Here is a 14184-nt window from a genome sequence, read left to right as displayed (position 1 = left end):
ATGGGGAAAATGCTCATTATTGATGATGACATTGAAGCGTGTGAGACCATAGAAAGTCTTATTTCGAGATTGTCCCACCTGTGCGATAAGGCACATTCGATTGCTGCCGGTAGAAAGATGCTGGCCGAAAACGGATATGACGTAGTCTTTCTTGATGTTGGACTTCCGGATGGCAGCGGTCTTGAAATGCTCTCTGAAATCATGAAAATCGAGGATGCGCCCGAAGTAATAATACTCACCGGCAAAGGTGATGCCGACGGTGCAGAATTGGCGATCAAGGGAGGGGTATGGGATTATCTTCTTAAACCCTCAAGCGTGCGTGAGATTACTCTCACCTTGAACAGAGCGCTGAAATACAGGGCTGAAAAAGAGATAAAAGACGAAAGGGAAAATCTTGTCTACAGGCCTGTGGTGGGAACCAGCCAGGGCATTGAAGCAAGTCTGCGGCTGACTCAAAAAGCAGCCGGATCAGATGTGAATGTACTCATAACCGGAGAAACAGGAACAGGGAAAGAGCTTTTTGCCAGAACGATCCATGAAAACAGTCGCAGGGCGAAAAAGAAATTTGTCGTTGTCGACTGTGCCTCTTTGCCGGCCTCTCTCGTCGAGTCAACTCTATTCGGCCACGTCAAGGGCGCCTTCACTGGTGCTCAAAAAGATACACTGGGCCTGGTCAAAATAGCAGATGGCGGCACTCTCTTTCTCGATGAGATAGGTGAAATGCCGTTGTCTCTGCAGAAAGTTTTTTTAAGGGTTCTGCAGGAACACTGCTTCAGGCCGGTGGGTGGTTCCCATGAAGATACCAGTGATTTTCGCCTGATTGCCGCTACCAACAGAGATCTCGATGCAATGGTGGATAAGGGGCGGTTTCGCAGCGATCTTTTTTTCCGGATCAAGACCATGCGCATACGTTTGCCTGCCCTGCGTCATCGTCTCGAAGATATAGTCCCTCTGCTCAACTCGAGGATGACGCATCTCTGCGACCAATATGGTCTTGCGAAAAAAGAGCTGGCGGACGATTTTATCACCACTCTGACAAGTTACTCATGGCCCGGCAATGTCAGGGAATTATTCAATATTCTTGAACGTTCCATGGTGGACGCCGGTGACGAGAAAACCCTTTTTGCAGTGCATCTCTCCCGTGAATTACGGATTCAAGTGGCCAAAAGTCAGATTGAGAAAATGACCGGCAGGGAGATACTGGCCGGCGATGACGACATGTTTAACAATGAGGGTGTCCGAAAAATCGGACAAAAAATTTTCGAAGACATTTTCGATCGAGAACTTCCTCACCTTAAGGAATTTAAAAATACTGCGGAAAAAATTTATCTTAGTGAGCTTATGAGGCAATGCGGGGGAGAGTTGCCCGAAATACTGCAAAAATCCGGTTTATCTCGTTCTCATTTTTACGCCCTTTTGAAAAAGTATGGCTTGAATCTTTGATAAATGTCCTATCAAAGTGGTACTGTTACTTAGAAGGTTTTCACCGAAGATACATGATACCGCACTGTTCGGTTGCAAAAACAAAGGGGAGGGCTATATAAATAGCTGTTGTTTTGTATCATTACTGCTACTGATGCAGTGCTCGCCTAATCTGTCCGTACGGTGGTTTTTGTGGATGTGTCAGTCAAAGTGCTTAAACTCCTTTTCTGCCGAAACATTTGCAATTGCCGAGCTCTGCTGATCTACTTTCAATAGAAGTAGTTCGTGGCAATAATAAATATTTTGGAAAAAAGCCGCCTGAATAGCTCTAATGTGTATCAATATATAGACATGTCTTTATTTTGATACAAGAAAACATTCTGAATATCGTTTTTTTTATTCCCTGAGACACTGCCGTAAATCGAGCATTTAAATGACCTCAAATCCGTGAGAAAGTGACCGACAGGAAGATTCCGGCGATGATGACGATATCCATTGTCCAATGGCTGTCTGGAAATTCGGACTGATACTTTTTGATGCTTTGGCCGAGAGTGAACTTTCCAGGTTCATAACATAAATTAACAGCAAAAAGCTAGCTTGGCAACATCTCGTAATGCCGGGAAAATATGGTTATCTCGATTTTATCGTGACCCTTGTTTAGAAAACCCTGGATTATGTCGTTGGTAATTATTTTGGCTGTTTCCTGTTTTGTCCGATTTTTAGGACAATCAATTGGTTTCAATGAGCAATCCGCACTGAAGCAAAAATGATTATTGAAGCTATAACTTTGAAATAGTACTACAAAATATTGGCAGCTGTGTGGCACAATTACTGCAAAAGGTTTTTAGTTCCGATAAAAAACTGTCATCTAAAAATGATAAATCTCAATATCGAGTTTAGATAGAAAGATGGTTGGAGGATAAAAGCACAATAACGTTCTCTCAATGTTTTGCCGGTTAAATAAATGTATGAATCATGTTGTACCAAGTGTATTTCAATGCACTATAAAAACGGCGGCCGGACTGCCTGGTCGCAAAAACAAAAACAAGCAAGGAGACAACAATGCGAAGACTTGGAAAGTTCATCGGCCTAGCACTTATCGCAAGCTTGGTGGCGGCACCCAGTGCATTTGCCAAGCGTGAAAAATTCGGTGCAGACAAGCGCCATCAGGAAGTTCAAAAAGAGTTGCGGACAATTAAGCCATCAACCGAAACCTTCCGCTGGAAAATGGTTATGCCCTGGAGCAAAGGTTTGCTGTTCTATGATATGGCCCAGCATTTTGCCGATTCCGTCAAGCTCGCTTCAGGCGGCCGTCTTGACATCAAACTGTTTTCCGCAGGCGAATTGGTCGGCGCCATGGAGTCTTTCGATGCTGTAAGCAAGGGTTCAGCCGATATCGGTCATGACTGGCCGGGTTACTGGATGGGAAAAAACCAGAACTTCAACTCCTTCGCCTCCGTCCCCTTTGGATTGGATTATGAAGGATACAACATCTGGCTTTATGAGCGTGGTGGCCTTGAGCAGATGCAGGAATTATATGCTCAGTACAACCTGTATGCCCTGCCCGGTGGAAACGGCGGCCAGGAGATGGGACTCTTTTCCAATAAAAAAGCCACTACAATGGCAGATTTTAAAGGTATGCGCGTTCGTACACCAGGCTGGTTCATGGATATATTGAACAACCTCGGTGCTTCTGTTACCCCACTGCCCGGCGGCGAAGTCTACCTTGCTCTTGAGCGCGGTGTTATTGATGCGGCAGAGTTCTCTTCTCCGGCCATCAACTATCCGATGGGTTTTGATGAGATCACCAAATACGTCATTGAACCCGGAGTGCATCAGCCTTCCGTACAATGTGGCCTCTTCATCAATATGGACTCCTGGAACAAGCTCCCTGCCGACCTCCAGTGGATCGTAAAAATGGCTGCCAAGGAAACCCAGCTCTGGTCAAACGCCTGGCAGGAAAACCTGAACATCGAGGCCATCAAACTGTTTAAAGAGAGTGTTGAGTTCGTTAAAATGGATGATGAGGCTATTACCGAATTTGCCAAAGTTACCAAAGCGTATCTTGATGAAGTCAAGGCTAAATATCCTGATGTAAAGAAAACTCTTGATTCTCAGGAACAGTTCAAGCGTGACTTTGCTGAATGGCGTGAAATCCGCAGCGGCATTACACCCTGGCCGATTGATGATTTCATCGATGGAAAGCGTATGCAGTAATCTTTGATTCAACGGACGGCGGAGATACGACAGTGTCTCCGCCGACTCGTTGTCCTTTTTTTATATTCAGCTTCAGATTTTGAGGTTTTTTTATGCAACAGATTGCCCGCATTATTGACGCTGTCACTGAGTTTGTCGGGTTCTACTCTGCCTATCTGATCCTGCCGCTGATTGGAATAGTCAGCTATGAAGTTTTCATGCGCTACGCTATAGGTGCGCCGACTTCCTGGGCTTTTGAAATGACGGTATTCGTCTACGGAGTGCATTACATGCTCGCGTTAAGTTATGCCCATAAACACGATGGACATGTTGCAATTGATGTCTTTCAGGCGCGACTTCCTGAAAAATCTCGAAGATATGTCAATATCATCGCTAATCTGGTTATGTTTTTGCCGACGATAGGCTTGTTGACTGTCTGGTCCTTTATCTATGCGGCTAGTTCATGGGGAATGGGTGAGCGCGCTTCTTCTTCCTGGGGGCCGATAATTTATCCGTATAAGATGATTATGGCCGTCGGTTTTCTATTATTTTTTCTGCAGGGCGTAGCTAAACTGATTAATGATTTCCGCTCACTACGCAATTAGAGCCACTCACTGCCCACTTCGGAGACGTTAACGATGACCCCCGAACTCATGACTTTCCTGATGTTTGCCACCCTGGTGGCTGCCATTATTGTTGGACACCCTTTGGCGGTAACCCTCGCAGTGGTTGCCACCGTTTTCGGTCTGATTGATAATGGCTTCAATGTTCCCGGACTGCTAGACCTTTTTGTCAACAACTCCTGGGGAATTTTCTTAAACTATACGCTGGTTGCCATTCCACTTTTTATATTTATGGCGCAGATTCTCGACCGCTCCAAAGTTTCGGAAGGACTTTTCGATGCCCTGTATATCGTATTGGGCGGCATGCGAGGCGGGCTTGGGCTTGCTGTTATCGTTGTGTCAACCGTCTTTGCCGCCACAACCGGAATTATCGGCGCCTCTGTGGTCGCCATGGGGCTGATGGCAGGCCCTGCTCTTCTGCGGCGTGGCTATGAAAGAGGTCTGGCCGCCGGTATTATCTGTTCTTCCGGTACACTGGGTATTCTTATTCCGCCAAGTATCATGCTGGTGGTGTATGGTGGTCTTACAGGATTGAAGGAAACCTCGGTTGGTAATCTCTTTGCCGCTGCTATCTTTCCGGGTCTGCTTCTCTCCGGCCTTTATCTGAGCTATGTTTTTATACGCTGTTCCATCAATCCGAAGCTCGGTCCGCCGATTCCACGAGAAGACCGTACCGCCACAGTCCTGCAGAAAATCACCATGACCGCAAAGAATTTTGTTCCACCCTTTGGTCTGATTCTGGTGGTTATGGGGACTATCCTGGCCGGCATGGCCACTCCCACGGAAGCCGCAGCTCTCGGCGCCGTTGGAGCAATGATACTCGCCCTTATCTATCGTAAGTTAAATTGGGAAGTTATTACTCTTGCTGCGGGAGCAACCGCCCGTACCACAGCCATGATTATGGCGCTCTTCATTGGTGGAAAGTTGTTCAGTGTGGTATTCCTCAGTATGGGTGGCGGTGATGTGGTCGCCGATTTGCTTCTTGGTATGGATGTCAGCCCCTATGTCGTTCTGGCAATTATGATGGCGGTTGTCTTTTTTCTCGGTATGTTCATTGACTGGGCGGCGATTCTGCTGGTAGTCGTACCTATTTTCACTCCTATAGCCATGGATCTCTATTTTGATCCGCTCTGGTTCGCCATGCTGGTCTGTGTTATGTTGCAGACGTCATTTCTGACCCCGCCGTTCGGGTATGCTCTCTTTTATTTTAAAGGAGTTGCCCCGGAAGAATACACCATGGGAGATATTTATCGCGGTATTGTTCCCTTTGTTCTTCTGCAGATTGTCGGGCTGGCACTGATGATAGCCTTCCCGCCAATCATCACCTGGCTGCCTGATCTTTTCTTTGGCCGTTAGGCTTTAGTGGCAGTTGCGTTTCAATAGGATGTCACTGTTAGAAATGCTGCAACAGAGGTCCCGCTGAGTATGGCGGGGCCTTTTTCTTTTAGTGATGAGCTTGATAATGGTGCGGAAATATGTCTTGACTGCTGTCGAGAAATGATATTGTTTCTATACTCTGCAGTATATCCTTTTGCAGAGAAATAAGTTATCTTATCAACCTCACATTCGGTGTAACACACAATAAAGCTGTCCAGGAAAAACCTTTTAGTTGCTATCCGAACTGCGATATAATGAGATGGGCAAAATTCTACTTTGTTACGACTTCTCCGGAGAGGAATTATGAGTGAACAACAGGTATATTTACAACGATTCATGGAGGCTTCACGCCGGGTTGGCGCTGAAGTAATTGAACTGGAAAGCCTGCAGATGGCAGTTGATTATGTGGCCTCCAAGGTACATGGCAGAACCTTGATTCCAGAAACAGCTCTAAGTGTAAAGCATGATCTCAAAAATCTTATGATGAAGTCCGGCATAGATGTGTTTGCCGGAAAGTTTCGTGAAGCCGGCCATGTGCCGGCTGCGGGAATAACCTTTTGTAATTTTGCCATGGCCGATACGGGAACCGTGGTTCTGGAAAGCACTGATGAGGATGTACGGCTTGCTACAACATTGCCTGATGTTCATTTTGTCATCGTTGATCCGGAAAAGATACTGAAAGACAATCTTGCCGCAGCCCAACCGATGAGTGCGATGCATATCGGCTCAGAACCGCGCTTTATTGCCTATATTACCGGACCAAGCAGAACGGCCGACATAGAAAGAGTCCTGACCATAGGCTGTCACGGTCCCCGTGAGCTTCACATACTGGTAGTTCCCTCTGTTTCAAGTGATATCATGGAAATGTAGCGGAAGAATATCAGTATGGATTGTAGGAAACGGTTGAGATTTCGGTTTGCTGAATGTGACCTCTCTCAAGCGCTCATTCAGAAAAGGAGACGGAAATGGCCGACGCTGCCCAATATAAAAAAAGTATCGAAGATGCGCTGAACAATCCCAAACTCAGTGAAGCACTCCACCTTTTTGGAGACGCCTATCTCATTGCCCGTGAAAATGCCTTCCGAGGTCTTGATTTTGAAGAAATGCGCACCGACCTTGCCAAAATTAAGGATGAGGTGCGAATCAGGCGTAAAGAATTGCTGGCCGACTTCATCAGAAATGCCGAAGCTGCCGGTTCGCGTGTCTTCATAGCTAAGGATACCAAAGAAGCCAATGAATACGTTATCAATCTGGCCAAGCAGAAAAAGGCCAAGCATATCGCCAAATCCAAATCCATGGTTTCTGAAGAAGCGCACCTGAATAAAGCGCTGGAGCGGGCAGGCATTAAGGCCTCCGAGACCGATCTGGGTGAATGGATAGTGCAGCTGGCCGGGCAGCGTCCCTCGCATATGGTGATGCCCGCCATCCATATGTTTAAGGAAGAGGTGGCTGAGCTTTTCAGCAAAGAGACCGGAAAGAAGCAGTCTCCTGAGATAAAATCACTTGTCGAAGTCGCCCGGGAAGAGCTGCGAAAAGAATATTTTAATGCCGATATCGGACTTACCGGAGCCAATTTCCTTGTCGCCGATACCGGAGGGATAGGGCTGGTCACCAATGAAGGCAACGCCCGCCTTTGTGCCACCCTTCCCAAGGTGCATGTGGTCTTTGCCGGAATCCATAAGCTTGTGCGCAATATGGAGGATGCCATCAAGATTACCCGGTTGTTGCCGCGCAATGCCACAGGCCAGCTGCTGACTTCGTATATTACCTGGATTCGGGGAGCGGTGCCGTCCCATGGCGAACGCAAGGAGCAGCACATCGTTCTTATAGATGGCGGCAGAGAAGCGTTATATGAATCTGAGGAATGTCGCGATGCACTTCGCTGCATACAGTGCGGAGCCTGCGCCAATGTCTGTCCTGTATACCAGACGGTTGGCGGTCATGTATTCGGCAGCATCTATATTTCTGCCATAGGTATCATACTGGCCGCCTTTTATGAGGGGCTGGACAAGGCGAAGGAAATTACCCGGGCCTGTATCGGCTGCAGGTCATGTACCGCTGTTTGTCCCTCCAAGATAGATCTCGAAGAGATCATCCTACACCTGCGCGGGGAGGTTACCAGAGAATATGGGATGGGAGCGGTGAAAAACATAGCCTTCAAGGGCATAATGAAAAATCGCGATCTTTTTCATACCATGATAAAAGCAGCTGCAAAGCTGCAGCGGCCTCTGACGCAGAAAAAGGCAGGAGATTCCGTGCGGGTCATTCGGCATTTGCCTATGCATTTCATGGCCAAAGACTTTACCGAGTGGCGTGATCTTCCTTCAATCGCGGCAGAATCCTTCAGAGACCGGTTTGCTTCGATTGAACAGAGGGTAGAAAATCCAAAATATACGGTAGGACTTTTTATAGGATGCGGCGCCGATTTCGTTTATCCCGAGGTGGGGGTCAGTCTGGTAAAGGTGTTGAACCATCTTGGTGTTGAGGTGGTTTTCCCACGGGGTCAAAATTGTTGCGGCATTCCGGTGCTATATTCCGGCGATATGGAAACGGGTGTGTATCTTGCCAGACAGAGCGTCAAGGCCTTTTCAGAAGCGGATGTGGATTATGTGCTGAGTGTCTGCCCTACCTGCACCATGGGGGTGAAGCGGGATTTTGTTGAACGTCTTGCCGACGATCCGCAGTGGGCGGAGAAGGCAAGAATTGTTTCGGAAAAAACTATGGATGCCTCAGCTTTTCTTGAAAACGTCCTTGATGCATCTCAGCGATTAAGAGGATCAGATACGCATAAGAATGTTACATATCATGATTCCTGTCACCTCAAACGGGGCAATAATGTCTGGCGAGAGCCCAGAGCCTTGCTGAAGAGCAGCGGATATACCATCGAAGAGATGAAAAACAGTGACAGATGCTGCGGTTTTGGCGGAACCTATTCATTTTTAAGCCATCCGCAGATATCAAAACAGATCACCAGGGATAAAATCGAGACAATCGTCAAGACCGGTGCCGAAACAGTGGCGATGGACTGTCCCGGCTGTATGATCATGCTTAAAGGGGGGATGGGCAAAGCCGAGCCGTCCATCCGTTGTGTCCATACTATTGAGCTTCTTGCTGAAGCCATTGATAACGAATAATTTCCAAGGGAGCATATGATGAGTGATCGGCTGCCGATTGTTGATAATTTATGTAGAAACCCTGCTAATCATAAGTTTCATATGTGTGAGCTGAAAACCGCCGGAAAAACGGAGGAAATTAAGAGGCTTGCAAAAGATCCAAAATTTATTTGTGGAAACTGTGGAAATACTGCCAATTCCGAGGGGGCGCTCTGCGCTCCCGGGCCTTTCCATGAGTAATTTTGGATGAACCCTGCGATAAGCACCCATATGGACACAAACTTCGATGTATTTGAATGAATCCGGCCGGGTCCTTTGATAATCGGCAAAATTCTGATGAAATGAGTGGATGAGTCAGCTACAGTAGGCAGATACTATGACTGATTTTTTTCAATTACTGGCCGACCTGAAACCATCCCTTGTACTCCATCACACCTACAGACTGCGGTACTGGCTGTTATCACTGTTTTTTATCATTCTCCTTTCGGTTACCGGCAGGAGCATTCAGCTCTATATCGTTGAATACCTGAATCCTCTATGGATAGCAGGTGCGATCTTTGCTCTGCTGTTCTTCATCCTTGTCAACATACTAAGGAGAAAAAGAGACAGTAGTAATCTCTGGGTTGTCGGCGGTGTCCTCTGTTTGCTTATAGCCGCCGTTGCTGCTGTATGGGCGGGATATATGCTTCCTGTTGAGGCAGTGCATTTTCTGGTTTTTTCCTGGCTTGGCTGGATATCCTCCGCTGTTTTCGGACCGCTCCATGGTGCCGCTGCCATGTTGTCTATCGCCGTGGGAGATGAAATTCTGCAGCATTTTTTACCGAGCAGGGTAGGGGATGTTCATGATATAGTTGTCAATGCCATCTCAGGGCTTGCCGGATGGATACTACGGGTGAAATGGATAAGAAAACAATATTGAAAATAATCTTATTGGCATTGTTGCTGTATCCCGCGGGTTCCCTTGCTTTTGCCGGAGAATACCTGCAGTGTGTCGTAATTGATGTAGGAGAAGGTCAGGCGGTTTTGCTGCAGAGAGGAGAGGCGGGCATCCTGATAGATACAGGTCATTTTGGAAAAAAACAGGAATTGCAGGAAGCCCTGCAAAGATATGGGGCTAAAAGAATTGAAGCAGTCGTCCTCACCCACCTTCATCCCGATCATGCCAGCGGAATCTTCGGCCAGATGGCGGATTATCCACAGGCTGTCATATACGAATCAGGGCAGCGTCTTGCCTTCCATCCTTTTCTGGACAGCTATAGATGGGTTATCGAAAAGCTGGATTCGGGAAGCTGGGAGGTGCGCCAACTGCGGCAGGGCAGTGCCATTTCCTGGAGAAATGCACTAATAGAAGTCCTCTGGCCGGCGCAACCCTCTGGAGAGGATCTGAACAGCCAGTCGTTGGTCCTCTCTGTAATCTTTGCCGGAAAGACCATCCTGATAATGGGAGATGTCGGCAAACAGCAGGAAGACCAGCTTGTTCAGGACAAGCTGCTGCCCGGAGATGTCGATGTACTCGTGATCGGTCATCACGGTGCTGCTGATGCCACAGGTTCAGCGCTGCTGCAATGGACCTCTCCTGAGTATGCTGTCGTTTCCGTGGATTCAGACAACAGGCGCGGCTATCCCGACGAGATGGTGGTGAAAAAAATTCTGGAATCCGGTGCCCGGCTCCATCTTACCTCCGAAAATGGGGATTTTGTCTGGCGGACACCGGAATTGAAAGAGTCCGACTGACCTCCTGAAAATTCGAAAACTACACTTCTCAGTTCCCTCTGACTACATCGATGGTATCCTGAGCGATTTGTAACTCCTCATTTGTCGGTATCACCCAGATATCTACCTTGCCGCCATCCTTGCTGATCTTTTTCTGATGTGAGATTCGTCCATCATTAGCTGCAGCATCGAGTTCAAGGCCAAGTCCCTCCATGTCACTGCAGACACCGGCTCTGACTATATCGTCATTCTCACCGATTCCTGCGGTAAAGGCAATGGCATCGACCGTGCCCAAAGCCGCAAAATAGGCTCCAATATACTTCTTGACCTGATAGCAGAACATATCCACGGCAAGTCTGGCACGCTGGTTGCCACCGGCTGCACTTTCGTGAATATCGCGCATGTCGTTCATTCCGCAAATTCCCTTGAAGCCGCTTTTTTTATTGAGGATAGAGTCAACTTCCGCGGCGCTGATATTCTTTGCTTCGGCAATATAGCCGGAGATCGCCGGGTCTATATCACCGCAGCGGGATCCCATCATAACTCCGGCGAGAGGTGTCATTCCCATGGAGGTGTCGATGCACTTACCGCCTTTTACGGCAGTAATTGAACCGCCGTTGCCGAGATGAATGGTAATCACATTTATATCCTCCGGATTCCTGTTCATGGCACTGGCCACATTTTTGGCGACGTATTTGTGCGAAGTACCGTGAAACCCATACCTCCTTACTTTGAGATCCTCATAAAATTCATAAGGCAGTGCGTACATGTAGGCTCTCGCGGGCATGGTCTGGTGAAATTCGGTATCGAAGACGGCGACGTTAGGGGTGCCGGGGAAGAGTTCTTCGGCGACGGCAATGCCGGTCAGATTTGCCGGATTATGAAGTGGAGCCAGGGGATTATTTTCCTCAATCGCCTGCTTGACGGATTTGTCAATCAAGGTGGCGCTGTTAAAAAGTTCACCTCCCTGGACTACCCGATGACCGATGGCATCGATTTCATCCGTACTGGCGATGACGCCTGTTTCAGCGGATGTAATCATGTCAATCAGCAGGTGCATGCCTTCTCGATGATTACCGATCTTTTTTTCAATGACGGTTTTCTGCTCATTACCCTTTACAATCTTCTTATGGGAAAGTTCTCCCTGGGCTTCTCCGATTCTCTCTACAATTCCTGATGCCATCAGGGATTCATCGTCCATATCGAGAAGCTGGTATTTAATGGAGGAACTACCGGCGTTTATCACTAATATCTTCATATCGTCTTACCTTTTTCCGCAATACCCGGATCTTGGGCTTGTAAGGAATTCTTTTCCTTGGAGGTCGATGCATATCCCTGAATTGCCGTAATGGCGACGGTGTTGACTATGTCGTGTACGGTACAGCCCCGGCTGAGATCATTGACAGGTTTTTTCAAGCCCTGCAGGACGGGACCAATCGCCAGTGAGTCGGGAGTGGCCCGCTGCACCGCTTTGTAGGTGTTGTTGCCGGTATTCAGATCCGGAAAAATAAAAACCGTGGCTTTCCCTGCCACCTTGCTGTCGGGTAGTTTGGTTTCGGCAACCTCCGGATCAATAGCGGCATCATACTGAATGGGGCCCTCCAAAAGGAGATCAGGGCGCATTTTTTGGGCGATTTTCGTGGCTTTGATGACCTTTTCGACCTCGGCCCCTTTGCCCGAATCGCCTGTGGAATAGGAGAGCATGGCTACTCGAGGGTCGATGCCGAAAAGTTTAGCAGTATCGGCAGAGACTACGGCTATTTCGGCGAGTTGTTCGGCGGTAGGATTGGGGATAATGGCACAGTCGCCAAAAACCAGGACTCTGTCCTTCAGGCACATCAGAAAAACCGAAGATACTATTGTTGTTCCGGGAACGGTTTTGATGATCTGAAAAGCCGGTCGTATGGTATGGGCTGTTGTGTTGACGGATCCGGAGACCATGCCGTCAGCAGCCCCTTTTTGGATCATCATGGTTCCCCAGTATGTTTCATCGGCCATGAAATCAACGGCCATATCCATGGTCACGCCTTTTTCCTTCCGCATTTCGAAGAAATCAAGGACATATTCCTCAAAATGTGGACTGCGTTCAGGGTTAACGATATTGATGCCGTCCAGCTCCAGACCGAGTTTCGAAATTTTGTTGCCTATTTCCTCTTCTTTGCCGAGGAGGGTGAGATTGCAGACATCACGTCTAAGAAGGATGTCGGCAGCTTTGAGAATGCGTTCACTGGTCCCTTCGGGCAGGACTATATGCATTTTGTTTCTCTTGGCTTCACGGATGAGTTTATATTCGAACATCTGCGGAGTGACACGGGAGGATTTCCGCGAAATAAGCTTCTCTTTCAATTCGCTCGTTTTAACGTTTGCCTCGAAAAGACCCAGGGCGGTGGCTATTTTCTGCGGATTATCCGGATCGATCGTACCTTTCAGTTCATTCAGGGCGCTGACGGTTGGGAAGGTGGAGTCCTGCACGAGAAGGATCGGGACTGGCAGGCCTGCCCAACCCTCGACAAGGCGTTTGATGCTTGGCGGCGGTGTCTGGCCGCCGGTCAGTAGGATTCCGGAAATATTTGGATAAGCAGAAGAAAGGCGGGAAGCAAGTGAGCCTAAAATGATATCGGAACGATCACTGGCTGTTACCACCAGATTATCGTCCTTGAGATAATTTAAAAAATTTTCAATGCGCATGGCGGCGATAACATAGCCGTTTATTCTCTTGCCTAGCTCTTTGCTGCCGTAAAGCACCTCCGCCTTGAGCCATTTTTTGACGTCATTCATGGTTGGATTGGCAAGTGTCGGCTCCTCCGGCAGCACGTAAAACAGGCTGTCCGGTATGGATATGTTTTTTTTCAAGGCGGATAGAATTGCCTCTTTATCGTGGATCTTCGCCTTATTGACAATTACTCCCATGGTATCGACGCTCTTTTCCTTGAGAGAATCCATGGCAAGCTGGCAAAGACTGACTACCTCGTCAACCGTGGAATCGTCAGCGGAACTCACAATAATTGCCGGACTGCCGAAGTTTGCCGCAATGGCGGCATCAATATCGATATTGAAGGCCTCGTGGCCGGCCTTGAAATCCGTACCTTCACAGAGAACGAAATCGCATTTGTCTGCTAGAAGTTGATATTTGATGAGAATATTCTCCATCAGATCGTTTTGCCTGCCGCTGTTGATGTAGTGTTTTGCCTGGTCAAGCGTAACGGCATAGGTCTCATTGTATTGCAGACCAAGATAGAAGTGGGAAAGAATAAGGTCTATGTCATGATCCCTCTCACCGGGACCTGAAGGATTAATGATGGGTCGGAAAAAACCCACTTTGCGTATATCGCGCAAAAGGAGTTCCATTACTCCCAGAGCGATTGCCGATTTTCCACTTTCAGCGTTTATTGAGGTGATAAAAAGATTTTTTGCCATGTTGTTTCCTTGTATTGCCTAAAAAGATAAGGTTATTTTTACCAGCTTAACAGATAAAATTGAAGAAATACAATTCTTCATGATTATCGCCATGTTCAATAGTTCTTATGTTGTAGCACATCTTTATGAGTAAGAACCTGATTAACAACTGCCCGCAACATCAGCCTATAACAACTGAGAAAAACGTTCTCTGCATACGGGAATAGAATCAAGCTTTTCCTTGTAGAGATATGCTAATCTCTGTACATTATGTTTATATATTAAGTCTGGATGAGCTGACTTAAAGGTTCAAGAAAAAATGATGACTCGACTTCCTGAACTGA

At 47.5% G+C, this 14184-nt stretch carries 10 protein-coding genes; 8 read left to right on the top strand and 2 right to left on the bottom strand.

Translation table 11 applies throughout. The features are described 5' to 3' along the window. From JWG88_RS03610 to JWG88_RS03575, 8 genes are all read left to right on the top strand, one after another. The gene (locus JWG88_RS03610) at positions 1–1443 is read left to right on the top strand and encodes a sigma-54-dependent transcriptional regulator (protein WP_205232322.1); all 1443 of its coding nucleotides are present in this window, start codon (positions 1–3) and stop codon (positions 1441–1443) included. 1041 nt (positions 1444–2484) lie between these two features. Further along, positions 2485–3639, top strand: coding sequence for a TRAP transporter substrate-binding protein (locus tag JWG88_RS03605; RefSeq protein WP_205232321.1), 1155 nt, complete (start codon positions 2485–2487; stop codon positions 3637–3639). Between the two features lie 92 nt (positions 3640–3731). Further along, positions 3732–4223 carry a TRAP transporter small permease subunit gene (locus JWG88_RS03600; RefSeq protein ID WP_205232320.1) on the top strand — a complete coding sequence of 164 codons (492 nt, stop codon included), beginning with the start codon at positions 3732–3734 and terminating at the stop codon, positions 4221–4223. Between the two features lie 33 nt (positions 4224–4256). Continuing rightward, positions 4257–5597, top strand: a complete 1341-nt coding sequence (locus JWG88_RS03595; RefSeq protein ID WP_205232319.1) for a TRAP transporter large permease — start codon at positions 4257–4259, stop codon at positions 5595–5597. Between the two features lie 324 nt (positions 5598–5921). Next, the gene (locus JWG88_RS03590) at positions 5922–6488 is read left to right on the top strand and encodes a LutC/YkgG family protein (protein WP_205232318.1); all 567 of its coding nucleotides are present in this window, start codon (positions 5922–5924) and stop codon (positions 6486–6488) included. A gap of 95 nt (positions 6489–6583) precedes the next feature. Next, the gene (gene ldhH / locus JWG88_RS03585) at positions 6584–8752 is read left to right on the top strand and encodes an L-lactate dehydrogenase (quinone) large subunit LdhH (RefSeq protein ID WP_205232317.1); all 2169 of its coding nucleotides are present in this window, start codon (positions 6584–6586) and stop codon (positions 8750–8752) included. Between the two features lie 355 nt (positions 8753–9107). Further along, positions 9108–9650 (top strand): VanZ family protein, encoded by a 543-nt coding sequence (locus JWG88_RS03580; protein ID WP_205232316.1) that lies wholly within the window; start codon positions 9108–9110, stop codon positions 9648–9650. Continuing rightward, complete coding sequence (locus JWG88_RS03575; protein WP_205232315.1) at positions 9629–10465, top strand: ComEC/Rec2 family competence protein; 837 nt, start codon at positions 9629–9631, stop codon at positions 10463–10465. The genes JWG88_RS03580 and JWG88_RS03575 overlap by 22 nt, the downstream gene beginning before the upstream one ends. A 28-nt stretch (positions 10466–10493) precedes the next feature. Here the strand turns inward: JWG88_RS03575 and JWG88_RS03570 are convergent, their stop codons facing one another. Then, positions 10494–11702: an acetate kinase gene (locus JWG88_RS03570; protein WP_205232314.1), complete on the bottom strand. Its 1209-nt coding sequence runs from the start codon at positions 11700–11702 to the stop codon at positions 10494–10496. Next, a complete protein-coding gene (gene pta, locus JWG88_RS03565; protein WP_205232313.1) occupies positions 11699–13861 on the bottom strand; it encodes a phosphate acetyltransferase in 2163 nt (720 codons plus the stop codon). Before pta ends, JWG88_RS03570 begins: the two co-directional genes overlap by 4 nt. Positions 13862–14184 lie beyond the last annotated feature (323 nt).

Origin of the sequence: Desulfopila inferna (assembly GCF_016919005.1) — a bacterium.
Lineage (GTDB): Bacteria > Desulfobacterota > Desulfobulbia > Desulfobulbales > Desulfocapsaceae > Desulfopila_A > Desulfopila_A inferna.
This window is presented reverse-complemented; position numbering and strand designations above follow the sequence as displayed.

Coding starts and splice junctions, on each gene's coding strand:
- JWG88_RS03575 (WP_205232315.1), top strand. CDS start 9,629: ATGGATAAGAAAACAATATTGAAAATAATCTTATTGGCATTGTTGCTG.
- JWG88_RS03570 (WP_205232314.1), bottom strand. CDS start 11,702: ATGAAGATATTAGTGATAAACGCCGGTAGTTCCTCCATTAAATACCAG.
- pta (WP_205232313.1), bottom strand. CDS start 13,861: ATGGCAAAAAATCTTTTTATCACCTCAATAAACGCTGAAAGTGGAAAA.
- JWG88_RS03600 (WP_205232320.1), top strand. CDS start 3,732: ATGCAACAGATTGCCCGCATTATTGACGCTGTCACTGAGTTTGTCGGG.
- JWG88_RS03605 (WP_205232321.1), top strand. CDS start 2,485: ATGCGAAGACTTGGAAAGTTCATCGGCCTAGCACTTATCGCAAGCTTG.
- JWG88_RS03590 (WP_205232318.1), top strand. CDS start 5,922: ATGAGTGAACAACAGGTATATTTACAACGATTCATGGAGGCTTCACGC.
- ldhH (WP_205232317.1), top strand. CDS start 6,584: ATGGCCGACGCTGCCCAATATAAAAAAAGTATCGAAGATGCGCTGAAC.
- JWG88_RS03610 (WP_205232322.1), top strand. CDS start 1: ATGGGGAAAATGCTCATTATTGATGATGACATTGAAGCGTGTGAGACC.
- JWG88_RS03580 (WP_205232316.1), top strand. CDS start 9,108: ATGACTGATTTTTTTCAATTACTGGCCGACCTGAAACCATCCCTTGTA.
- JWG88_RS03595 (WP_205232319.1), top strand. CDS start 4,257: ATGACCCCCGAACTCATGACTTTCCTGATGTTTGCCACCCTGGTGGCT.